Raw genomic sequence first — 23,228 nt, 5'->3', positions numbered from 1 at the left:
CGTCGCCTCGCTGGTGCCGGACAGCGTAGGTCAGGCGGACCGGCGCGGACCTCGGCGCGGTGACGGGGACGGGGTCAGGCGACGGTGCTGCCGCCGTCGACGAGCAGCTCGCTCCCCGTCATGCCCGAGCTCTGGTCGGAGACCAGGAACAGCACGGCGGCGGCGATCTCCTCGGGACGGAGGAGCCGGCCGAGCGGCATGCCGCCCGCGATCTGGTCCAGCAGCGCGTCGGGGTTGTCCGGGGCGAGCCCCTTCAGCCCGGGCGTCTCGGTCGGGCCGGGCACCACGGTGTTGATCCGGACGCCCCGCGGCGCGAGCTCCACGGCCCACGTGCGGGTCATCGCGGCGATCGCCGCCTTCGACGCGCCGTAGACGCCGAGGCCGCGCTCGATGCCGGACGCGGAGGTCGACCCGGTCACGACGATCGCCGCGCCCTCGTTCAGGAACGCCAGCGAGCCCTGGACGGTCAGCGCCGTCCCGCGCACGTTGGTGCCGAAGGTGGTGTCGACGTCCTGGGCGGTCACCTCCGTCAGCGCGCCGAACGCGCCGACGCCGGCGTTCGCGTGCACCGCGTCCAGCCCGGCGCCGCGGGCGGCGACGGTCTCGAAGAGCGTGGTGACGTCGGCCGGGTCGGAGGCGTCGGCCCGCACCGCCGTCACGCGGTCGCCGAGCTCGGCCGCGACCGCGTCGAGCGCGGACTGCCGGCGCCCGGTGACGACGACGTGCGCGCCCTCGTCGACGAACCGGCGGACGACGGCCAGCCCGATCCCCGACGTCCCGCCGGTGACGAGCGCCGTCTTGCCGGCCAGTACCTGAGCCATGATGATCCTCCGCGGTGTTTTGGACTGCTTCGTCCAGAACGCTACGACATACTGGACTGATCAGTCAACAACCCACCAGGAGGCTCCGGTGCCCCGACCCCGCTCGTTCGACGAGGCCGACGTCGTCGCCCGCGCCCGGGAGGCGTTCACCGAGACCGGCTTCGCCGGGACCTCGCTCGACGCGCTGCTGGAGGCGACCGGCCTCGGCCGGCAGAGCCTCTACAACGCCTTCGGCGGCAAGAAGGAGCTCTTCATGCGGGCGTTCCTCAGCGACACCGCCGAGGCGCTCGAGGCCGTCGAGTCGATCCGGCACGGCTCCGGCAGCCCGATCACGCGGATCCGCGCCCAGCTGGTCAAGGTGGCGGTCGCGCACGGCGCCGCCCAGACCCCGCCGTCGCTGTTCACGCGGGCCGCGGTCGAGCTCTCCGCGCGGGACCCCGACGTCGCCTCGACGGTCAACGCGGCCTTCGAGACGATGCGCGCCCACTACGCCGCGTGCATCGTGGAGGCCCAGGAGGCCGGCGAGATCGACGGCGCCGCCGACGCCGACTCGCTCGGCGCGTTCTTCTGCGCGGTCATCGACGGCATGCGCACCCTCGGCGGTTCGGGGGTGCCCCGGGCGACGCTCCTCGACATCGGCTTCACCAGCCTGACGGCGGTCCCCGTCACCGCGCTGGGCCAGGAGCACCTCAGCACCGACGACGGCGACTGGTCCTGACCGCGACCGGTCGAGCGACCAGCGGGGTCGACGGCAGCAGGGGGAGCAGCCCTTCCGGGTCAGCCCGCGGTCGTCAGCGCCTGGTCCGGTAGCGGGTCATCACGATGCCGCCGTCGAAGGTGCGGGTCTCCACCAGGTCCAGGACCACCCAGCGGTCGAGGGACGCGAAGAACGGCGTGCCCCCGCCCACCAGGACCGGGTGGGTGACGACGACGTACTCGTCGACCAGCCCGGCCCGCTGAGCCGCCGCCGCGAGCGTGGCGCCCCCGACGTCGAGCGGTCCGCCGTCCTCGGCCTTGAGCCGGGTGATCTCGGCGACGGCGTCGCCGGTGACCAGGCGGGCGTTCCCGTCCACCGCGCCGAGCGTCGAGGAGAACACCACCTTGGGCATCGCCCGCCAGCGGTGGGCGTACGCGACGTGCGCCGGGGTGGCTCCGGGCTGCTGGTCGGCGGTCGGCCAGTGCGCGTTCATGGTCTGCCACAGCCGTCGTCCGTACAGCGCGGCGCCCGTGGCGGCGACGCGCTCGGACCACCACGCGAACAGCTCGTCGCTCGGCACGCTCCAGCCGAGGTCGTCGCCCGGCGCGGCCGTGTAGCCGTCCAGGCTGACGTTCATCGCCCACGTCAGCGTCCGCACGCGCCGCCCTCCCTCCGTCGTCGTCGGACCTGCAGACCGCGTCGGAGGGGAGAACTCATCGGCGGAAGGCGGGGGTCCCCGCCGGGGAGGGGTCCCGCCCCGGGGCCGACGAAGGCCTCGCCCGGTGTCCTGGCCGAAGTCTCACCGCTCGCTGCCCGGAGGTCCGGGCGGGTGGGGCTCAGGCCTCGTCCGCCGTGCCGGCCGCTGGCACGGCGGCCCCCTCGGACTCGAGCCGCGCCGTTGCCGCCCAGGTGGCGAGCAGCTGGAGCCCGTCCCGGCTGGCTGAGCCGGGTGCGGCGGTGAAGGCGAGCAGCTGGAGGCCGGGCTCGGAGGTGAGGTCCAGGGCCTCGAAGGTGAGGTCGAGGTCTCCGACGACGGGGTGGTGGACCTGCTTCGTGCCGGTGCGGTGGACGCGGACGTCGTGGGAGGCCCAGAGGGTGCGGAACGCCTCGCTGCGGGTGGCCAGCTCACCGACGAGGTCGCTGAGGACGCGGTCGTGGGGCGCGCGGCCGGCCACGGCGCGGAGCAGGGCGACGATCTGGCGGGCGTTGCCCGGCCAGTCCCGGTAGAAGGTCGGGGCCCGGGGGTCGAGGAAGGTGAACCGGGCGGCGTTCACCGGCCGTTGGGGCAGGACGAACATCTCGGAGAACAGGGCGGCCCCGAGCCGGTTGGTGGCGACGGCGTCGAGGCGGCCGTTCTGCACGTACACCGGCACATCACGCATGGTGTCGATCAGCTGCTGCACGGCCGGGCGCACCTGCTGCGGGCGTGAGGGCCCGCGGCGGCGAGCGGGGTGCGCGCCCGGGTCGGCGGCCTTGACCAGGGCGTAGAGGTGGGCGTGCTCGGCCTCGTCGAGCTGCAGGGCACGGCTGATGCCGTCGAGGACCGCCTCGGAGACCCCTGTCCCGTTGCCGCGCTCCAGGCGCACGTAGTACTCCGTGCTCATGCCGGCCAGGAGGGCGACCTCCTCACGGCGCAGTCCCTTGACCCGACGCCGGCCGCCGAAGTCGGGCAGCCCCGCCTCGGCCGGGGTGAGCCGTGCGCGCCGTGAGGTCAGGAACTCACGGATGTCGTCCCTTCTGTCCACGGGACCGAACCTAGGCGCCGCCGGGTCGTCGAGGGAGTCCCTGGCGTTGACCCCCTCGCTGGTGACTCCCTGGGCTGTCGCTGGACGCCTTGACTGGACACATCACTCCAGGAAGGCGCTCCACTCATGACTGACACCACCCCCACCCAGCCCGTCTGGTTCGTCACCGGCGCTGCCCGCGGCATGGGCATCGAGCTGGCCAGGGCAGCCCTGGACGCGGGCCACCGCGTCGTCGGCACCGCCCGGGACGCCGCCCGGGTGACGGCCGCCCTCGGCGAGCACGACAACCTGCTGGCGGTGTCCCTCGACGTCACCGACCCCACCGCGGCCCGGACGGCGGTCGACGCCGCGGTCGAGCGGTTCGGGCGCGTCGACACCCTCGTCAACAACGCCGGCAACTTCTACGCCGGGTTCTTCGAGGAGATCAGCGACGCCCAGTTCCGGGCCCAGATGGAGACCAACTTCTTCGGCCCCCTCAACGTCACCCGGGCCGTGCTGCCTGTGATGCGCGCCCAGCGCAGCGGCCAGGTCGTCACCATCACCTCCACCGCCGCCATCGTGGGCGGCGCGTTCGTCGCTGCCTACGCCGCCTCGAAGTTCGCCCTCGAGGGGTGGATGGAGTCGCTGCACGTCGACGTGGCCCCGTACGGAATCTCCACCACGGTCGTCGAGCCCGGCTTCTTCCGCACCGAGCTGCTCGTCGAAGGTGCCTCCTCGATCTGGCCCGAGCTCTCGATCGAGGACTACGCCGAGCGCACCGAGCAGACCATCGAGGCCTGGAAGGCCATGAACGGCCAGCAGGGCGGCGACCCCGCCAAGCTCGGCCGCGCCCTGGTGCAGCTGATGGCCCTGCCCGAGCCTCCGCAGCGCTGGATGGCCGGCGCCGACGCCGTGGCCGCCGTCGAGCAGAAGGCCCACGAGCTGCTCGCCCAGGCGGAGGCGCACCGCGAGCTGTCCAGCTCCCTCGACCACGACGACGCCTGACGACCCGGCTGACTCTGCCGCGCTCGGCGGACGAAGGCCACGATGCCGCGGGTGCCTCTAGGCGGCTCGCGAGCGTCGCCGGGTCTTCCACAGAGCTCGTTGGACGAGCAGTGTGGCGACGCCCGCGACGGTGATGCCGAGGAGGTTGATGCCCAGCTGAGCCGCGGCGCCGAGGAGGTGACCGGGTGCACCGAGGGCGAGGGAGAGGGCGATGTCACCGGCGGCGGGGACGGTGGTGACGGAGATGAAGACCCCCACCGGGGCGCTGGAACGGCCGGCGGTCTGGGAGAGGACGCCGGCGCAGCCGGCGAGCACGGCGACGACGGCCGACCACTTGTCCGGCCGCCAGATGAAGCCGGTCAGGGGGCGTGGGCCGGTGACATCGCTCAGGTCGACCCATCCGACGAGCCGGGCGAGCAGCACCAGGACGACCGTGGCGGCGATGGCGAGACCGAAGCCCTTGAGCAGCAGCAGGGCGGCGCCGCGCACGAGTCCGAGGCGACGCCCGGCGAGGCCGACGGCGAGGGCGGCGACCAGCCCGAACTCGGGCCCGACGACCATGGCCCCGACCACGAGGATGGAGGAGTCGGTGACCACAGCGACCGCGGCGATGGCCGTCGCGAGGGTGAGGAAGGCATACAAGGACCAGGATCCGCGGACCTCGCCGTAGGCGCTGTCGAGGACGGAGTCCCAGACGATCGCGTCATCGGGCGCCCCGGGGGCGGCGGCCTCGGTGGCGCGGGCGTTCGCCGACGGCGCTGACACGACCTCGCTCAGGACGACGGACCCGTCCTCGTAGAGGTCCTGGTCCCGGAGCCAGCCCAGCACGTCGGAGACCGCTTCACGGGTCACCTCGCACTGCACGAGGTCACCGCGTGGCCGTACCGCCGCACCGGGGAGGACGACGAGATCGGTGAGGCGCTCGTCGTCGGCCAGCCGCGCGATCACCCGGCCGGTGCGGTCGGGCGGCACGATCAGCCGGAGGGTCATCATCACGGGCTGATGCTGTCAGGTAGCGCGCTCCAGCTGGGGTCGCCGAGAGCGCGTCGACTCCGGACCCAGGGGTTTCGGCAGGTGGAGAAGGCTCCCGAGGACGACGGCTCCGCCGTGGTGAGCCCGGCGCCACGTGCGCCCCGCGGGTCCTCGCGGCAGGGCCGGTGGACGGATCGAGGAGCCGTCGGAGGCCGACGACAAAGGCTCCGACCAGTGTCCTGGTCGGAGCCTTCACGGTCGGGCTGACAGGATTTGAACCTGCGACCCCTTGACCCCCAGTCAAGTGCGCTACCAAGCTGCGCCACAGCCCGTGGGACGACCGCCGGAGCGGCGCGACCACGAGGGAAGACTCTACTGCACCCGGTGCGGGGAGCCCCAATCGACACGGCGACGCGGACACCGGGCAGCACCGCGGCGTGCTCGGCGGGCATGCTGGGGACCTGACCAGCTCAGCCCGGGGCCCACCCGGCCGCCGCGCGGCGGCTCGTGCCCGGACGACCGGAAGGCAGGATGGCGCAGAAGCAGAAGGCCCCCCGACAGGCGAAGGACCCCTACGCGCAGCGGAGCAAGGAGCTCACCTCCGCGGTGCAGCGGCTCCGCGGCTGGGTCGGCTCGGACCCGACGCGGCTGCCCGAGCTGGGCGACGCCCTCGTCGCCCTCACCGGGCACCGCCTCAGCGGCCACGAGTACGCCGCCGCCGGGCCGGACGCGCAGGACTCGGTCAAGCAGGCCGCGCAGCTGCTGACCGCGCCCGGGGCCGTCGGCGCCTACACCCAGTCCGCCGACGCCGCCCGCTACGTCACCGCGGTCGTCCAGCTCGCCGCCGTCCAGGCGGGCCTGGGCCTGGCCGAGCCCGCCGGCCGCACCGTCGCCTCCCTCGACGACCTCCACGAGCAGTTCCTCGCCCTCCGCCTCGAGCTGCCCCTGGCCCCCGAGGTCGTCGTCCGCGCCCTGTCCTGCACCGCCCGCGGGGCGCTGGCGGGTGACGACGTCGTCACCGCAGCCGCCACCGCCGACGAGGCGCTGCGCCGGCTGGTCGCCGCCGGGCTCCCGGACGACCCGGACGCCACCGCCGTCACCCTGGAGGTGGAGCAGCTGGTCGCCGACACCCGGTGGGCGGCGGACCGGCCCGCTGACGCGCTGGCCACCCTCCACCGGGCGCGCGACCGCTGGTCCGCCGTCGTCGACGGCCGGCTCGACGCCCCGGCCGGCCTCAGCCCCGCCCTCGTCGCCCGGCTCGTCGCCCCGGCCCCGGCTCTGCACCGCGACCTGGCCGACCGGCTGGTCGCGACGGGTGAGGTCGACCTCGGCCTGGTCACCCGCCGCACCCTGGTGGACCTGCTGCGCCGGGTCGGCAGCCGGGGCGGACCGGCCGCCCCCCGCCTGCTCGCGACGGCGCTGGCCGACCTGGCGTCCGACCTCCTGGCGGTCGGCCGGCACGAGGAGGCCGACAGCGCATCGGCCGAGGGCCTCGCCGTCCCGGGCGTCGCGGCCGAGCCCGGCTGGCCCGTGGTCGTGAGGGCCCGCGTCCTGGTGGGGTCCGGGCACCCGGCCGACGCGGTGGCCCTGCTCGGTGCCCGACCGGTGCCGGCCGAGCAGCCGGCGCTCGCGGGCCTGGTCCAGCAGACCCTCGCCGACGCGCACCGGGCCGCAGGGGACAGCAGCGCGGCCGAGCAGGCCGAGCAGGCCGTGGCCTCCGTCGTGCAGCAGCTCGGCCTGGCCGGACCGGACCGGCTGGCCGACCGGGTGCGCGGCGTCGTCAGCCGTGGCCGGCAGGCCGTCACCTGGGAGCCGCTCGGGCCCACCGTCTGGGACCGGCTGGCTCCCGCCGCCGCCGCCGCCGCCCCGGCGCCCGCCCCGGCCGGTGCGTCGGAGGCGCAGGACACGGGCTGGCTGGAGGCCGAGCGGGCCGAGGCCCACCGGCTCGAGGAGGAGCGCTCGGCGCAGGCCCGGGCGGACGCGGTGCGGCGCGAGGAGGAAGAGCGCGCGGAAGCCCGTCGCGCCGCCGAGCAGGCCGAGCAGGAACGCCGTCGCCAGGTCGCCGAGCAGCAGGCCGAGGAGGCCCGGCAGGCGGCCGCCGCGGAAGCCGAGCGCCTGGAGACGAAGCGTCGACGCGAGGAGCGGCTGGAGGCCTACCGGGTCGAGGCCGAGCGCCGCGCCGCCGAGGAGGCCGCGGCCGAGGCTGCCCTCCGCGGAGAACCCGCACCCGCAGCCACGACGGTGCCCGCGCCCGCCGAGCCCGCCGCGCCCGCCACCGACCCTCGACCCGCACCTGAGGCCGAGGTTCGACCTGCACCTGAGCCCGAGCCCGTGCCCGACGCCGAGCCCGGCCCGCTCCCGGCGGTGCCCGCCGAGCCGGTGCCCGCCGAGCCCGCGCCCAGGACCCTCCCCGAGCCGGTGGCCGACCCCGTCGTCGACCCGCTCGACCTGGCTCGGCAGGCCTGGCAGCAGGCCCGCGCCGCGGGCGACCGGCGCACCACACGCGCGGCGGCGGAGCGGCTGGTCGAGGTGCTCCGCCCGCGCGCGGAGGCCGAGCCGGCCGCGCACATCGCCCTGCTGCAGCAGGTGCTGTCCGAGCTCGCCGGCCTGCGGATGCGGGGCGGCGACCTGCGCGGCGCCCGCGCGGCGAGCCGGGAGGCCCGGGAGCTCGGACGCGGCCTCGGCCGCTGACGGCCGGGGTCCTTGCCCCGCCCTGCCCCGGGCCGCATGCTCGGGGGATGGCCAAGAAGAGGACCAAGGTCCGCTCCCACGTCTCCAGCCAGCCCGCGCACACCCGGTCGGTGCCGATCGGGGACTACGGCTTCCTGAGCGACGGCGAGGTGTCGGCCCTCGTGTCGCCCGGCGGCAGCATCGACTGGATGTGCCTGCCGCGCTTCGACGCGCCCAGTGCCTTCGGCCACATCCTCGGCAAGCTCGCCGGCTCGTTCCGCGTCGCACCGGACGAGATCACGGTGCCGGGGGACCGGCGCTACCTGCCCGGCACGATGATCCTCGAGACCAGCTGGGGCACCCCGACAGGCTGGATCATCGTCCGCGACGCCCTCCTGGTGGGCCCGTGGCGGCACGAGGACACCCGGTCGCACACCCACCAGCGCACGCCCGTCGACTACGAGGCCGAGCACGTGCTGCTGCGGACCATCCGCTGCGTCTCCGGTGAGGTCCAGACCATCGTCGACTGCGAGCCCGTGCTGGACTACGGCCGCGCGCCGGTCAGCTGGTCCTACACCGAGCACGGCTACCACCAGGGCGTCGGACGCGCCGAGGGCTCCGACCTCGAGCTGCGGCTCACCTCCGACCTGCGGCTCGGCTTCGAGGGCGGCCGCGCGGGCGCCCGGACGCTGCTGAAGGAGGGCGACGTCCGCTACATCGCCCTCAGCTGGGGCGGGGTGGAGCCGCCGATGGACTACGCGGAGGCCTACCGCCGGCAGGTGTGGACCGCCCACCACTGGCAGCACTGGCTGGCCCGCGGCGACTTCCCCGACCACCCGTGGCGCAGCTACCTGCAGCGCAGCGCCCTCACCCTCAAGGGCCTCACCTACACCCCGACGGGCGCGATCGCCGCCGCCGGCAGCACGTCGCTGCCCGAGACCCCGGGCGGCAACCGCAACTACGACTACCGCTTCACCTGGATCCGCGACGCCACCTTCGCCCTGTGGGGGATGTACTCGCTGGGCTTCGACTGGGAGGCCGTGGACTTCTTCTCCTTCATCGCCGACATCGCCAGCCGCGACGACGAGCTGCAGATCATGTACGGCATCGGCGGTGAGCGCGAGCTGACCGAGCACGAGCTGGACCACCTGCCGGGCTACGCGGGCTCGCGGCCCGTCCGGATCGGCAACGCCGCGTACGCCCAGCAGCAGCACGACGTCTGGGGCGCGCTGCTGGACTCGGTGTACCTGCACTCCAAGGCGGCGGACCACCTCGACGGCCGGATCTGGCCGATCCTCGACAAGCAGGTCACCCAGGCGCTGAAGCACTGGCGCGAGCCCGACGCCGGGATCTGGGAGGTGCGCGGGGAGCTGCAGCACTTCACCTCGTCCAAGATCATGTGCTGGGTGGCCGTCGACCGCGGCGCGAAGCTGGCCCGGGAGACCGGCGAGCTGGGCAAGGCCGCGGAGTGGGAGCTGGCGGCCCAGGAGATCAAGGACGACATCCTCGCCCACGGTGTCGACGAGCGCGGGGTGCTCACCCAGCACTACGGGACGACGGCGCTGGACGCGTCGCTGCTGCTGGCCCCGCTGCTCCGCTTCCTGCCGCCGGACGACCCGCGGATCCGCGCGACGGTGCTGGCGATCGCCGACGAGCTCACGGTGCACGGCCTCGTGCTGCGCTACAAGGTGGAGGAGACCGACGACGGGTTCAGCGGCGAGGAGGGCAGCTTCACGATCTGCTCGTTCTGGCTGGTCTCGGCCCTGTGCGAGATCGGGGAGTACCAGCGCGCCCGGAAGCTCTGCGCCAAGCTGCTGTCGTTCGCGGGCCCGCTGGAGCTGTACGGCGAGGAGATCGACCCGCACACCGGCCAGCACCTCGGCAACTTCCCCCAGGCCTTCACCCACCTGGCGCTCATCAACGCCGTCATGCACGTCATCCGGCTGGAGTCCCAGCAGGACCCGGGCGACACCGGCTCGTGGGCGGGGGCGACCGAGGCCGGTCGGTGAGCCTGGTTACCGTGGCGCCATGAGCGCTGAGACCTGGGTGCCCGCCGGCGCCGGCATCGACGAGCTGCGGGCGGCGGCGGCGGGCTGCCGGGGCTGCGAGCTGTGGGAGCCGGCGACGCAGGTCGTCTTCTCCGCCGGCAACCCGAAGGGCCCGATGATGCTGGTGGGCGAGCAGCCCGGGGACCAGGAGGACCGGCGCGGCATCCCCTTCGTCGGGCCGGCCGGCCAGCTGCTGCAGCGGGCGCTGGCCGAGGCCGGCGTCGCCGTGGCCGACGTCTACGTCACCAACGCCGTCAAGCACTTCCGCTTCACCGAGCGCGGCAAGCGGCGGATCCACGCCACGCCCCAGGTGACCCACATCAAGGCCTGCCGGCCCTGGCTGGAGGCCGAGGTCGCCGACGTCGACCCGCAGCTGGTCGTCGCCCTGGGCGCGACCGCGGCCAAGTCCATGCTGGGCCCGGCCTTCCGGATCACCGCCCAGCGCGGGACCGTCCTCGAGCTGCCCCCGCCGTTCGGGCCCCGTCCGGTGCTGGCCACGATCCACCCCTCGGCCGTGCTGCGGACCCAGGGCGGACCCGAGCACGACGCCGCCTTCGCCGGCCTGGTGGCCGACCTCCGCACCGCGGCCGCGGCCGTCGCCGGCTGACCGGCGGGTCACCGTCCCGGCGCGGCGGCCGGGCCGGCCTTGGCGCGCCGTGCAAAAGTTGACGCGTCAAGCGAACCATCGTGGTCCCGCCCTCGTCCGGAGGGGGAGAGCCCGGGTGAGCGGCTCTGCCTGTCCCTGACGAAGGAGTTCCCGTGTTCAGCTCGATCGGCGACCTGCCCCTGCACCCCCTGGTCCTGCACGCGGCCGTGCTGGGCCTGCCCGTGACCCTGCTGCTCGCGATCCTCTTCGCCGTGCCCCGCACCCGGGGCTGGGCGCGCTGGCCGCTGGCGGTCGCCGGCGTCGGCTCCCTCGTCGCGGTGTTCCTGGCCAAGGAGAGCGGTGAGGCGCTGCAGCGGACGATGCTCGGCAACCAGTCGCTGGGGGGCGAGGCCGCGACGCTCGTCATCCGGCACAGCGAGCTGGCCGACCAGCTCTTCGGCATCACCGTCGCCCTGACCGTGGTGGCGGTGGCCTCGGCCGTGCTCGTCGGCCGGGTCGGCGGGACCGCCGAGCGCCGGGGGAGCCGGGGTCGCGACATCGCCCTGCTGGCCGTCCTGCTGGTGCTCGCCGCGGTCGCCGCGTTCTGGGTCTACCGGGTCGGCGACCTCGGCGCGACGGCCGTCTGGAATCCCTCCGGGACCCAGGACTATTCCTCCGCCGGCCGCTGATCGAATTCGGCGATAAACCTCGCCGGGACGGGACGGGTCAATTTCTGACCCGTCTCCGGAGGCCCGCGGGCGTTCCCGGAACGGCGTGCTCCGACCCCGTCGTCACGTCCTCGTGATAGCGCCAGCCGTGATCACGAGGGCATCACGGCACGATCACGAAACGTGTTCGTAACGTCACGGAGCCCTCGGTGGTGCCCGGAACGGCCCGTCGGACCGCTGGAAACGGGTGATCTGCGTCACAGGGGACACGATCCGATCACGCCCCGGTCACGGTCGCGCACGCCTGCCCGGGACCTTCCTCCCGGGTCGGAGGAGCGGAAGTCCCGGTTCCGGGGACCGAAGGACATTTGTGGCGGCCAATAGCGGAACTCTAGAGTTCTGGTCAGACCTCTCCACCGTCGGGGATCGGCAGGGTCGACCACGAGGAATTCCCCAGCATTTCCTCGTCCTTGTTCACAACACGAGGAGATCCCGTGCTCCGCAAGCTCTCGGCCACCACCGCCGCCCTCGCCCTCGTCGGCGGCCTGCTGGCCACCGCGCCGGCCGAGGCCGCCGCCACCCCCTCCGCCATCACCAGCGTGAAGGCCACCCCCGGCCCGGGCGCCGGCCAGGTGACCTTCCGCTGGTCGACCGCCGGCAAGAACACCGCCGCCTTCAAGCTCGAGACCGGGCTGACCAGCTTCAGCAAGAGCCGGTCCTCGTCCCTGCCGACCAGCGGCCGGAACGCCAAGGTCTTCACGATCAGCGGCAAGAGCCGCTCCTGGACGATGAGCGCGGCCCAGGCCAGCGCCGCCGGCGCCTCCGTCGCCTCGGCGAACCACCTCTACTTCCGGCTCTCCGCGGTCAACGGCTCCGCCACCCGCGCGTACCCCCGCCTCCAGGCCGTGCTGCCGAAGGCGGCCGCCCCCAAGGCCGCCGGCAGCCCGCTGCGGATGGGCTCGTTCAACATCCGCTCCGCCAAGGTCGACGGCGGGCCGCGCTGGCTGAGCCGGGCCACCGACGTCGCCCGCGAGATCCGCGACCAGAACCCCGGCATCGTCGCGATCCAGGAGCTGAGCCCCGGCCGCGCCGACGGCAAGAACAAGAGCACCACCGGCTCGGTGCGGCAGACCACCAGCCTGGTCAACGCCATGCGCAGCGTCGGCGCCCCGAAGTACCGCCTGGTGCGCGAGACCCCCTACGTCAAGCCGGGCGTCAGCCACGGCAGCCAGGGCACCCGGATCCTCTACGACACGAGCCGCTACACGCTGATCAGCCGCTGCGCCGAGAAGACGGGCAACCGGAACTACAGCACCAGCTGCTCGCTCGACCTGCCCAAGCTGGCCGGCGACGGCCGCAACGCCATCCGCAGCGCTGCCTACGCCCGCTTCCAGGACCGCCGCACCGGCGCCAAGCTGTGGGTGGCCTCGGTGCACCTCGACGCCCGGCACAGCGGCAGCCTCGCCAAGGAGCGGGTCTACGAGGACCTCCGCGCCCGGCAGATCAAGACGGTCACCGCCCGTCTGGCCCAGGTCAACACGACCGGTGACCGGGTCGTCCTCGCCGGCGACATCAACTCCTGGCAGAACAACAAGGGCGGCTACCGGGCCCACGACCACCTGGTCGGCGCCGGCTTCTTCGACGGGGCCAACGCCCAGAGCAAGGTGAACCTGCAGTACTCGACCATCAACCACTTCGACACCCGGCTCTCGCCCGGCGCCAACGGCTTCGGCTCGCGGATCGACGTGATCATGGTCAAGGGGAGCCGCGGCTCCAAGCGCTTCGTCAACGTCATGCGGCCCGTGGACTCCTCCCGGCCCTCGGACCACAACATGATCGTGAGCGACCTGGTCCTCTGACCCGGTCCCGACGCACAGGACCCCGGGGCGGCCGCAGCCGCCCCGGGGTCCTGTCACGTCCGGGTGCTGTCCGGGGGTGGTGGACGGCGTCGACCGCCTCAGCCGGCCGCAGGAGCGCCGCCGGCGACGGCGTCCCACCGCTCCTGGTCCAGGACCAGCTCGTCCGACCAGGGCTTCGTGCGGCCTGCCCAGTGCAGCAGTGCGGCGTCCTCGGTGAGGTCGCGCCCCGGCACCCGGTGCCAGCGCGTCGGGAGCACGGCCCGGTCCGGGCCGACGGCGAGGTGCAGCAGCTCGCGGGGGCCGAGCCCGAACTCCTCGACCCAGGCCAGCTGGTCGCCCAGCACCTCGTGCCGGCGCCAGGCGGCGAGGTCGACGACCAGCACCGACACGTCGAACGCCTCGAAGTCGAACGTGTGCCGGCCGTAGGCCCGGCGCCGCAGCTCGGCGGCCGGGCCCGTCCGGTCGCCCAGCCGGTTGGCGGCGCCGTTGAGCACGGCGAAGCCGCTCGCCGAGCCGCTGCCGACCGGCTGCGGGGCCGCCAGCAGCCGTCCGCCCAGGTCCAGCGCGCCCAGCTCGGCCGGGTCGTCCTCGACGACGGCGTCGACGGGCAGCACGACGGCCCGCTCGGCGTCGGGCAGCAGGTGGGGGAGCAGGAGCAGGCCCACCTCCGAGGCCGAGAGCCGACGTCCGGCGGCCCGCAGGTCGTCCCCGACGGTCCTGGTGTCGACGACCTGGACGGTGACGCCGTCGTGCCCTCCGACGGCGGCCACCTCGTCGGGGTGGTGGGTGAGCAGGAGGACGTGCAGGGGCCGCGAGGTGCGGGCGGCGAGGGAGGCGAGCAGCACGCGGACCGCCTCGGCCCGGTCGCGGCCGACGGCGACCACGACGGGCAGGGCGTCCGCGGGCACGGCGGCGGCCCCCTGGAGGACCGGCCCGACCTCGGCCGCGAGGTCGGCGCGCGCCGCGGGCAGCGGGTGGCTCGCCGCGTGCCGCTCCTCGGCCAGCCGGACGTCCGCGGCGTTGACCTCGCGCCACAGGGCGTACACCTCCTCCTCGGACGCGCCGCCCAGGGCCGCCCCGAGGACCGTCTCCAGCCGGCCGTCGATGCGGTCCTGGATGGCGGTGAACTCCTCGTCGGTGATGTCCATCAGCCCGGCGAAGCGCGGGTCGGAGCGGTTCTTCGGCTGGAAGTCCACGGGCACCCCGAGGGCGCGGACCGGCAGGTAGCAGTGCAGCCGGCTGGTGACCATCGCGGGGTGCCGGCGCCGGTAGGTCTCCAGCAGGGTGACCGCGTCGCCGACGTTCCGCGCGAAGCTGCGGAAGCGGATCTTGTCGCTGCTGTGGGCGTAGGTCACCCCGCCGGCCGGCACGGTCGACGCGGGCACGTCGACGTAGCCGACGGGGGCGTCGGCCGGCGGCCGGTCGACCTGGGCCGGGAACACGGTGCGGACCGTCGTCGTCATGCAGCCCGAGAAGAAGGCGGGGACCCCGGCCGAGAGCAGCAGGTCCACCGTCGTCCAGTCGCGGCAGCCGATCGGGGCGTAGCGGCGGAGGTGGTCGATCGCCTCCGGGACCAGCAGGTCGCGCTTGCTGGCGTGGAAGGAGATGAACAGCGGCCGCAGCCCCGGGTGCAGGGGGAAGCCGTAGCGGCTCTGGAACAGCGCGTGCATGAACCAGCCGAACGCCAGCGTCCAGGTGCCCTCCGGGACGGTGGCGTACTCGGAGGCGTCGCGGTCGATCTGCAGCAGCTGCACGCGGCCCTCGACCCCGTGCCGGGCGAGCTCGGGCCGGACCCGGCCGCGGAGCTCGCCGACGAGGTCGACGAGGTCCTGCGGGCCGTCGAAGTCGAGGTCGGCGTGCCGGACGAGGTGCCCGAGCGAGGCGAGGCTCTGCACGTGGTCGCCGATGTTGGCCGAGGCCCGGCTGCGGCCCGGGTGGTCGTAGTCCATGATCGCGAAGGCCACCGAGCCCTCCGGCGGCCGTGGGGCGAGCCGGCCGCCGGGCTCGGCGGCCACCCAGCGGCGCAGCCAGTCGCGCTGCACGACGAGGTCGCGCTCGACGCCGTCGCCGGTGCCGACCCGCTGGTCCAGCCGCTCGTGCAGGGCCCGGGCCAGCGCGTGGTCGCCGTGCCCGAACACCGGGCCCAGCAGGTCGAGCCAGGTGCGGGTGGGCACCCAGGCCGGCGCCTCCGCCACCAGGGCCCCGAGGTGCTCCAGCGTCGACGTCGGGTCCTGGTCGAGCCCGCTCGTCACCCACGCGGTCGCCGCGTGCCGGCCCCAGACCTGCGGGTCGAGCCCGCGGAGCCGCGACCAGGCCAGCGCGTGGTCACCGCGCGAGGCCGCGACCAGCCCGACGGCCAGGTCGCCGGCCGGCGCGGTGGCCGGGGTGCGGCCGAGTCCGGCCCCCAGCGAGAACGCCCGGTCCGGCTCGCCGGCGTCGAGCAGGTGCTCCACCTCGACGCGGACGGCCTCCTCCAGGCTGGCGCCGCGGCGCAGGGTGTCGGCCAACGGCTGGGGCGGCGGTCCGGCGGCCTTGCGGGCCTTCGCCGCCCGGCGCTCGGCGGCGGCGAGCGCCTTGGCCACCTTCGCCGCCGTCGCCTCCGCGGCCTGCTGGGCGGCGGCCTTCTGCTGCGCCTTCGTCGGCCCGGCGGGCGCGCGGCCGGCGAGCGCCAGACCGGCCTGGCGGACGCGGTGCGGGAGGTGACGGCGGGCCAGTCGTCGCGCCAGGGTGGGCATGCAGGGACTCCTCGTCCTCGTGGTGTGCTCGCACTGTAGGGCGGTGGGCGCCGGGCCCGCCCGGGGACACGCAGGACGCCACGTCAGCCGCTCGGGGGCGGGGGCGGCGACCCGCTCAGCCGTTGGCGATGGCGGCGGGCCCGTCCTCGCGGCGGATGTCGATGACGTGGCCGGTCTGGCCGGACAGCAGCACGTCGAGGGACTGGCGCGCGACGGCCTCGGAGGTCAGCAGCGTCCCCGCCGGCTCCTCCCCGAACGCCTTGGTCCGCATCGGCGTCGACGTTCGCTCGGGGTTGATGCAGTTCACCCGGATGCCGCTGCCGGCCCACTCGTCGGCCAGCGCCTGGGTGAGGTTGACCACCGCGGCCTTCGCCGAGGAGTACAGCGAGTAGCCGGAGCGGCCGCGGGTGTAGGAGGACGAGGTGAACAGCAGCAGGGAGCCGCTGCTGGCCGCGAGGTGCGGCTGGAACTCCTGGGCGATGAAGATCGGCGCCAGGTAGTTGACGTCGGTGGAGGCGTAGATCGTCTCCTCGCTGGTCTCGGTCAGCTCCCCGCGCGGCAGCACCCCGGCGGTGTTGACGACGAAGTCGATGCGGCCCGTGTCGGCGAGCACCTCCGCGGCGACGGCGGCCACCTCGGACCGGCGCTCGACGTGGGTGCCGGTGCTGGAGCGGGAGAACGTCCGCACGTCGGCCCCGTAGGAGGCGGCGAGGGCGGCGATGTCGGCGCCGATGCCGTAGGAGCCGCCGAAGACGACGAGCGTGCGGCCCTCCAGGCCGGCGCGGTACTGCTCGTCGGTCAGCGCGGCCGGGATGTCGGCCGAGGTGAGCTGGAACAGCTTGTCGGCGATGTAGACGTCGATCGGCTCGGTCACCTTCATGTTCCGCTCGTGCCCGGGGACGACGGCGATGTCGACGTCGGGCAGGTAGCGCAGCACGACGGTGCAGTCGTCGGTGGCGGTGAAGTCCGGGTCCTGCGCGGCGACCGCGTAGGCCTCGCGGATGGTGGAGAGCCGGAACGACTGCGGGGTCTGGCCGCGGCGCAGCAGGTGGCGGGGGAGCACGTCGGCGATCGTCTCCGAGGCCGCGCCGACCTGGATGACGGTGTCGGCCGAGGGGATGGCGGTGTCGACGGCCCGGTGGTGCTGCAGCGCCTCGACGTTGGCGGCGATGATCGTCTGGGAGACCAGCGGGCGCACGGCGTCGTGCAGGAGCACGTTGCACTCCTGGTCCCCGAGCGCGGCGAGGGCCGTCGCCGTCGTGTCGTTGCGGGTGCCGGCCCCCTCGAGGATCTGGCTGACCTTGTCGTAGCCGCCGCCGCGGACGATGGCCCGCACCTCGTCGAGGTAGCCGGGCGCCATCAGGACGAGGATCTCGTCGACCAGCGGGGACTGCTGCATGGCCGCGATCGTGTGCTCGATGATCGGCTTGCCCGCGATCTTGATGAGCTGCTTGGGGATGCTGAGCCCGACCCGGGTGCCCGTCCCGCCGGCCAGCACGACCGCGACGTTGCGTAGAGGAGTCACCGGACTGACCCTAGCCTGGAGCGCCGTCGGGGAGCCGGTCCGACACCGGCTCCCGGCCGGGGCTCAGCGACGCGCGAGACCGGTGAGACGCCGGTAGGCCGTGCGCAGCGCGGGGACCTGCGCCAGCCGCTCGACCTGCGGCTCCCAGGAGCGCGGCACCGCCCGTCGGACCCGCGCGACCGGACCGCTGGCGGGCACCGGGACCTTCTTCTTCTTCTTCTTCTTCGGGGCAGCGCCGGTCGCCGGCTTCTTCGCGGCAGTCCTGGGGGCGGCGACCGGCTTCGGCACGACGGGCTTCACGACCGGGGCGGGCCGCTCCGGGGCCGTCGTGACGGTGACGCCGCCGTCACCGGCCATCACCACCGCGAGCCCGGTCGGCTGCAGCGGCGCCCGGCCCAGCTGCAGGGAGAGCGGGTAGGTGCCGGCCAGGCCGCTGATGAAGGCGGTCAGCACGGCCTCGCCGTCGCGCGCGACGACGCGGGCGGGCAGGCGGAGGCGGTCGACGGCGATCCGGGCCGGGACGCCCTGGTCGCCGGCCACGTGCCAGCCCGTCAGCCGCAGCTCCAGCCGGCAGCCGGCCGCGGACTCGGTGACGGTGGCCGCCCCGGGCGCGGGGAACGCGGGGCAGCCGCGGGCCGTCGGGCCGATGTCGAGCACCAGACCCGGGCCGGCCGTCACCACGACCCGGTCGTCGACCAGGGCCACGGGGAGCGCCACCTCCGGGAGGGGGAGCGGCTGCGCGGGACCCGACGCCGGGACCGCGACCTCGAGCTGCCACTCCCCGGACGGGAGGGGCGCGCCCGCCGCGGCGGTGCGGAGGTCCAGCGCGCCCTCGGCGGTCCACGCGACCTCGTCCTCGGCGCCCGGCCGGGCGGAGGTGGTGAGGGGAACCGGGAAGGCGAGCCCGGAGGTCAGCTCCCGGACCAGGAGCACGGGCCGGGGCTCGGTCCCCGCGGGCGAACGCCCGGCGAGCCGGAGCCGGACCGAGGCGCCCTCCCAGGCGATCTCCGGGTCGTCGACGGCGGGCGCCGACGGCAGGGCGTCGGCCGGCGCCTCGTCCGCGGTGCGGAGGGTGGCCGGGTAGACCCCCACCACGCCCACGCGGACGGACGTCCCGTCCTGCGTCCCGGGCTCGCGCCGCCGCAGGACGACGGGCCCGGCCAGGAGCTCCTCGGCGTCGCCGGCCGGCTCGGTCGTGTCCACGAGCAGCCGGGGGTCGACAGGTCCGCCGGGCACCACCTCCCGGCCGACGACGGCGTCGAGGGCGGCGACGTCGGCCGTCTCCAGCAGCCGCTCCAGGGCCTCGGGGAACAGCCGCTGCCCGGCCCGCAGGTGGAGCACGAAGGTGCCGCGGGCCTGCTCGGACCAGCTCTGGTCCTCGGCCACGAGGTGGACGTTGGGGCGGCGGCCGGCGAACCGCGGCCAGTCGGTGACCTCGGGCGCGGCGGCCGAGGTGAGCAGCAGCAGCTCGAAGCGGTCGGGGTGCAGGGTCGACTCGTCGACCGAGCGGAGGAGCTCGGGGAGGCCGTCGCCCTCGGCGGTGTCCACGACCACGGTCAGCTCCGGCGACATCGTCCACCCTCCTCCGGACCCGGGGATCGGGCCCTGGCCGTCGCAGGATAGCGGCCCGCCCGGGTGCGGCGGCGGTCCTCGGCCGGCCACGCCGCGGCCGTTACAGTGAGCCATGCTCTACCTCGACTTCCTCGCGACGGTGCACGAGCGGCTCCGCCCGGCCGCCTACCTCGAGATCGGCGTCCGCAACGGCGGGAGCCTGGCGCTGGCCCGTGGCCGCGCGGTGGGCATCGACCCGGCCTTCGCGATCCACGCCGAGCTGGACGGGGACGTCGCGCTGTTCCGGACGACGAGCGACGAGTACTTCAGCCGGCCCGACCCGCTCGCGCCCACCGGCGGCCAGCCGTTCGAGCTGAGCTTCATCGACGGGCTGCACCTGTTCGAGTTCGCGCTGCGCGACTTCATCTTCGCCGAGCGGCACTCCGCGGCCCGCGGGATGATCGTCTTCGACGACGTGCTGCCGCGCGACGTGCCCGAGGCGGCCCGCGAGCGCCACACCCACCAGTGGACCGGCGACGTCTTCGGCGTCCTGCAGGTCCTCGAGCGCTACCGCCCGGACCTGCTCGTCCTGCCGCTGGACACGAAGCCGACCGGGCTGCTGGCCGTCGTCGGGCTCGACCCGCAGAACACGGTCCTGGTCGACCACTTCGAGGAGATCCTCGCCGAGTTCCGCCGGCCCGACCCCCAGCCCGTGCCGCGGGAGATCCTCGACCGGCTGAGCGTCGTCGCCCCGCACCGCTTCCTGGAGGCCGGGGTCGTCGAGCTGCTCGCGGGGCAGCCGGCCGACGTCACCGCGGCGGCGCTCGCCCCGGAGCTGCGCGAGCTGGTGAGCCGCCGGTTCGGGCCCGGTTTCGTCGCGGTCCCCGCCTGAGCGCGCGCCGGGCCTCTCGGGTGAGGACGTGGTGGAAGCGGCGGCCGAAGGCCCCACCGCTGAAGATGAGCGTGATCGTGCCGGTCTACAACACCGGTCCGGTCATCGAGGACCTCGTGCGGTCGCTGGACGCGCAGAGCATGCCGGCCTCGGACTTCGAGGTGCTCCTGGTCGACGACGGCTCGACCGACGGCACGGCGGAGCGGCTGGACGCCCTCGCCGCCGAGCGGTCGAACGTCGTGGTGCGCCACATCCCGAACTCCGGCTGGCCGGGCACCCCGCGCAACGTCGGGCTCGAGCTGGCCCGGGGGGAGTACGTCGCCTTCCTCGACCACGACGACTACCTCGGCGAGCACGGGCTCGCGCTGGTGCACGCCTTCGCCGTGCAGCACGCCAGCGACGTCGTCATCGCGCGCGAGGTGGGGGTCGGCCGCACGATCGGCCGCTTCGTCTTCCGGCGCACGATCCCCGACGCCCGGCTGGACGAGGACCCGGTGGTGCAGCTGCTCACCCCGCACAAGGTCTACCGGCGGGCGCTGCTGGACCGCGAGGGCATCCGGTTCCCCAGCGGCAAGGTGCGGCTGGAGGACCACCAGTTCAACGCGCGGGTGTTCTTCGCCGCCGAGCGGATCTCGATCTACGGCGACTACGCCTACTACCACTGGACCAAGCGCGAGGGGGTCGCGAACGCCTCCTCGGAGCGCTTCGACCCGCACGAGTACTTCACGGTGGCGCTGGGCACCGTCCTGGACGTCGTCGACCAGCACACCGAGCCCGGACCGCGGCGCGACCGCCTCAAGGCCTACTGGCTGGGCAAGAAGGTGCTGGCCCACCTGTCGGGGCGCGCGGTGCTCGGCTACGCACCCGCCCGCCGCGAGCAGATCTTCCAGGAGGTCAAGGCGCTCACGGCGGCCCGGTTCACCCCCGGGGTGACGGCCCACCTGGAGTTCCCGATGCGGGTCCGCCGGCTCCTCGTCGAGCAGGACCGCCTGGACGACCTCGTCGCGCTCGCCCGGGCCGAGAACGGGCTGACGGGGTCGTGGCGCCCGGCGGACGTCGCGCTCGACGGGACGGCCGCCGTCGTCGGCCTCGAGCTCGAGCTCCGCTACCGCGACGGCAGCCCGGTGCGCTTCCGCCGCGACGGCGACGCCGTGCTCTGGGTGCCGCCGGTCGACCTCGGGCCGCTCCCGCGCCCGGTCCTCGACGTGACCGCCGACCTCGCGGAGGCCCGCCTGCACCTCCTGCTGCGCCGGCGCGGGGCCCCGGAGGACCACTCGGTCTGCGTGCCGGCGCGGTACCGGATCGTCCCGCTGGACGGCGAGGACGGCGGCGACGGTAGCGCGCGGCTGGTCCTCACCGGCGACGGGCGGGTGGAGGCGGCCGAGCTGGCCGCGCTGCCCGGCCCCGCCGGCAAGGCGGTGGTGGACCTCAGCGCCGAGCTCGACGGCCTGGGGCGGCGGGTCGCCCGACGGCTGGCCGCGCCGGCCGACGGGCTTCCCCCGCGCCGGCGCGGGGCACCGGCGCTCTACGTGACCCAGCTCGGCAACCTCAGCGCGAGGACGACGGCCGAGGGCGCGGTCACCCGCGCCGCCGCCTGCTCGGCCGCTGAGCACGGCCCGACCCGGCCGACGTCCGGGGCCGGAGCGGGCTGACGTCCTAGAGTGGCTGCGGTGAAGGTCAGCGTCATCGTCCCCGTCTACAACCCGGGCCCCTACGTCCAGGCCTGCATCGACGGGCTGCTCGCGCAGACCCTGCCGGTGGACCAGTTCGAGGCGATCTTCGTCGACGACGGCTCCACCGACGACACCCCGGCCCTGCTCGACCGGGTCGCCGCGGAGCACCCCCACCTGCACGTCATCCACCAGGAGAACTCCGGCTGGCCCGGCAAGCCGCGCAACGTCGGCATCGACGCCGCCCGCGGGGAGTACGTCTTCTTCTGCGACCACGACGACTGGCTGGGCGACGAGGCGCTGGAGCGGATGTACGACTACGCCGTCGCGAACGGGTCCGACGTCCTGATCGGCAAGATGTCCGGCATCAACCGCGCCGTCCCGCACAACCTCTTCGCCCGGACCCGGCCGCACGTCAGCCTGGCCGACTCGACGATCATGGACAGCCTCACCCCGCACAAGCTCTTCCGCCGGGCCTTCCTGGACGAGCACGGGCTGCGCTTCCCCGAGGGCCGGCGCCGACTGGAGGACCACCTCTTCGTCGTCACCGCCTACCTGCTGGCGGACGACATCGCCGTCTACGCCGACTACACCTGCTATTACCACATCCGGCGCGACGACGGCGCGAACGCGGCGTACCACGCGGTGGACTGGGAGGCCTACTTCGGCAACCTGCGCGAGGCCCTGGACGTGGTCGTCGCGCACACCGAGCCGGGCCCGCTGCGCGACCGCATCTTCCGCCGCTGGCTGCAGACGGAGATGGTCAAGCGGCACTCCGGGCGGAGCCTGCTCAAGCGGCCCGACCCCGAGCTGTCGGACCTGTTCACCGCGGCCCACCGCACCGCCGCCGCCTACTTCGGCCCCGGCGTGGCCGAGCTGCTCCCGCTCCGGACCCGCGCCGCCGGACGGGCGCTCGTCGCCGGCGACCTGGACCGGCTGCTCGAGCTGGCCCGGGAGGAGGTCCGGTGGCAGGGACGCGCCGAGCTGCTCGACGCCACCTGGTCGGACGACGACCTGGTCGTGCACGGCCGGGCCGCCCTCGGCGTGCCCGGCGAGGACGGCGAGCTCGACGCCGGGCCGACCGCGACCACCGCGCTGCTGGGGGAGGTCGCTCCCGAGGAGCTCGACCGCGCCCTGGCGGCGGCGAAGCTCGTGCTCTACGCGCTCGAGCGGACCTCGCAGGAGCGCTGGGACCTGCCCGTGACCAGCCGGGCCGACGGCCTGCGCTGGGAGCTGGAGGCCACGCTCGACCTGACGCGGGCCGAGGCCGGCCAGCCGCTCGGCCCCGGCCGCTGGGACCTCTACGTGGAGCTCACCGCCCTGGGCATCCGCCGACGCGTCCGGCTGGAGCTGCCGAGCCGCTGGTCCGGCGACGACGCCGCCGTCGGCCGGCCGGCCCGGCTGGGGGAGCAGCCCGTCGCCCTCTACTACACCCAGGGCCGCCGCGGCCTGACCGTCGCCGTCGGCCGTCAGCACGAGCCTCCGGAGTGGAAGCGGGCCGCGGCCGCCGCCCGCGACGCGGCCGCCGCCGCCAGGACGGCCGCCGCCGCCCCCGCCGAGACCGCCCCCAGCAGCACCTCCGTACCGGCGCCGGCCGCCGGGGAACCCGCGCCCACCGGACCGGGCCTCGGCCGCCGGGTCGCGCGGCGGGCGCGGGCGCTCGTCGCGCGCACCACCGGCCAGGGCCGAGGGCGGTCCTGAACCCCGTGCCGGCCGTGGCGGCGCGGCACGCGCCGGACCCGACGTCCCCGGGGCAGGTGCCGACCCGGCTATATCCTGGGTCGTCGGCCGGGAGCCCGGACGAC

General features: G+C 74.9%; 17 protein-coding genes and 1 tRNA gene. 10 read left to right on the top strand and 8 right to left on the bottom strand.

Annotation, left to right across the window (positions count from 1 at the left end):
• Window positions 1–74: 74 nt before the first annotated feature.
• Entirely contained in the window at window positions 75–821 is a 747-nt protein-coding gene (locus tag JOF54_RS01130) for an SDR family NAD(P)-dependent oxidoreductase (RefSeq protein ID WP_210052212.1), read from the bottom strand.
• Window positions 822–909: 88 nt separating this feature from the next.
• Here JOF54_RS01130 and JOF54_RS01125 point away from each other — a divergent pair, with 88 nt between their 5' ends.
• Window positions 910–1,539, top strand: coding sequence for a TetR/AcrR family transcriptional regulator (locus tag JOF54_RS01125; RefSeq protein ID WP_210052210.1), 630 nt, complete (start codon window positions 910–912; stop codon window positions 1,537–1,539).
• Between the two features lie 73 nt (window positions 1,540–1,612).
• On the opposite strand, the gene JOF54_RS01120 is transcribed toward JOF54_RS01125, so the two are convergent.
• Complete coding sequence (locus JOF54_RS01120) at window positions 1,613–2,176, bottom strand: dihydrofolate reductase family protein (RefSeq protein WP_210052208.1); 564 nt, start codon at window positions 2,174–2,176, stop codon at window positions 1,613–1,615.
• Between the two features lie 178 nt (window positions 2,177–2,354).
• Window positions 2,355–3,263: a helix-turn-helix domain-containing protein gene (locus JOF54_RS01115; RefSeq protein WP_210052206.1), complete on the bottom strand. Its 909-nt coding sequence runs from the start codon at window positions 3,261–3,263 to the stop codon at window positions 2,355–2,357.
• Window positions 3,264–3,389: 126 nt separating this feature from the next.
• Here JOF54_RS01115 and JOF54_RS01110 point away from each other — a divergent pair, with 126 nt between their 5' ends.
• Window positions 3,390–4,247 carry an SDR family oxidoreductase gene (locus JOF54_RS01110; protein ID WP_210052204.1) on the top strand — a complete coding sequence of 286 codons (858 nt, stop codon included), beginning with the start codon at window positions 3,390–3,392 and terminating at the stop codon, window positions 4,245–4,247.
• A 57-nt stretch (window positions 4,248–4,304) separates the two neighbouring features.
• On the opposite strand, the gene JOF54_RS01105 is transcribed toward JOF54_RS01110, so the two are convergent.
• Together JOF54_RS01105 and JOF54_RS01100 are read right to left on the bottom strand one after the other, a co-directional pair.
• Window positions 4,305–5,240, bottom strand: a complete 936-nt coding sequence (locus JOF54_RS01105; RefSeq protein WP_245358421.1) for a DUF389 domain-containing protein — start codon at window positions 5,238–5,240, stop codon at window positions 4,305–4,307.
• 237 nt (window positions 5,241–5,477) lie between these two features.
• Window positions 5,478–5,551 (bottom strand) — tRNA-Pro (locus JOF54_RS01100).
• 199 nt (window positions 5,552–5,750) lie between these two features.
• Between JOF54_RS01100 and JOF54_RS01095 the strand changes: the two genes are divergently transcribed.
• From JOF54_RS01095 to JOF54_RS01075, 5 genes are all read left to right on the top strand, one after another.
• On the top strand, window positions 5,751–7,910 hold the full coding sequence (locus JOF54_RS01095) for a hypothetical protein (RefSeq protein WP_210052203.1): 2,160 nt from the start codon (window positions 5,751–5,753) through the stop codon (window positions 7,908–7,910).
• Window positions 7,911–7,957: 47 nt separating this feature from the next.
• Complete coding sequence (locus tag JOF54_RS01090) at window positions 7,958–9,898, top strand: glycoside hydrolase family 15 protein (protein ID WP_245357916.1); 1,941 nt, start codon at window positions 7,958–7,960, stop codon at window positions 9,896–9,898.
• A gap of 19 nt (window positions 9,899–9,917) precedes the next feature.
• A complete protein-coding gene (locus tag JOF54_RS01085) occupies window positions 9,918–10,544 on the top strand; it encodes a UdgX family uracil-DNA binding protein (RefSeq protein ID WP_210052201.1) in 627 nt (208 codons plus the stop codon).
• A 152-nt stretch (window positions 10,545–10,696) separates the two neighbouring features.
• Window positions 10,697–11,212: a DUF2231 domain-containing protein gene (locus JOF54_RS01080; RefSeq protein ID WP_210052199.1), complete on the top strand. Its 516-nt coding sequence runs from the start codon at window positions 10,697–10,699 to the stop codon at window positions 11,210–11,212.
• A gap of 473 nt (window positions 11,213–11,685) precedes the next feature.
• Window positions 11,686–13,050, top strand: a complete 1,365-nt coding sequence (locus JOF54_RS01075; protein ID WP_210052196.1) for an endonuclease/exonuclease/phosphatase family protein — start codon at window positions 11,686–11,688, stop codon at window positions 13,048–13,050.
• A 98-nt stretch (window positions 13,051–13,148) separates the two neighbouring features.
• Here the strand turns inward: JOF54_RS01075 and JOF54_RS01070 are convergent, their stop codons facing one another.
• The 3 genes from JOF54_RS01070 to JOF54_RS01060 form a co-directional block, all read right to left on the bottom strand.
• Window positions 13,149–15,785, bottom strand: coding sequence for a glycosyltransferase (locus tag JOF54_RS01070; RefSeq protein WP_210052195.1), 2,637 nt, complete (start codon window positions 15,783–15,785; stop codon window positions 13,149–13,151).
• A 115-nt stretch (window positions 15,786–15,900) separates the two neighbouring features.
• Window positions 15,901–17,310: a bifunctional cytidylyltransferase/SDR family oxidoreductase gene (locus JOF54_RS01065; protein ID WP_210052193.1), complete on the bottom strand. Its 1,410-nt coding sequence runs from the start codon at window positions 17,308–17,310 to the stop codon at window positions 15,901–15,903.
• Window positions 17,311–17,373: 63 nt separating this feature from the next.
• Entirely contained in the window at window positions 17,374–18,882 is a 1,509-nt protein-coding gene (locus JOF54_RS01060; protein WP_210052191.1) for a glycosyltransferase family protein, read from the bottom strand.
• A gap of 112 nt (window positions 18,883–18,994) precedes the next feature.
• On the opposite strand from JOF54_RS01060, the gene JOF54_RS01055 reads away from it, so the two are divergent.
• The 3 genes from JOF54_RS01055 (at window position 18,995) to JOF54_RS01045 (ending at window position 23,124) form a co-directional block, all read left to right on the top strand.
• Window positions 18,995–19,753 carry a class I SAM-dependent methyltransferase gene (locus JOF54_RS01055; RefSeq protein ID WP_210052189.1) on the top strand — a complete coding sequence of 253 codons (759 nt, stop codon included), beginning with the start codon at window positions 18,995–18,997 and terminating at the stop codon, window positions 19,751–19,753.
• Between the two features lie 65 nt (window positions 19,754–19,818).
• Entirely contained in the window at window positions 19,819–21,405 is a 1,587-nt protein-coding gene (locus tag JOF54_RS01050; RefSeq protein ID WP_245357914.1) for a glycosyltransferase family A protein, read from the top strand.
• 18 nt (window positions 21,406–21,423) lie between these two features.
• Window positions 21,424–23,124: a glycosyltransferase family 2 protein gene (locus tag JOF54_RS01045; RefSeq protein ID WP_210052184.1), complete on the top strand. Its 1,701-nt coding sequence runs from the start codon at window positions 21,424–21,426 to the stop codon at window positions 23,122–23,124.
• Window positions 23,125–23,228: the final 104 nt, after the last annotated feature.

Source organism: Microlunatus capsulatus, assembly GCF_017876495.1.
GTDB classification, from domain to species: domain Bacteria; phylum Actinomycetota; class Actinomycetes; order Propionibacteriales; family Propionibacteriaceae; genus Microlunatus; species Microlunatus capsulatus.
This window is presented reverse-complemented; position numbering and strand designations above follow the sequence as displayed.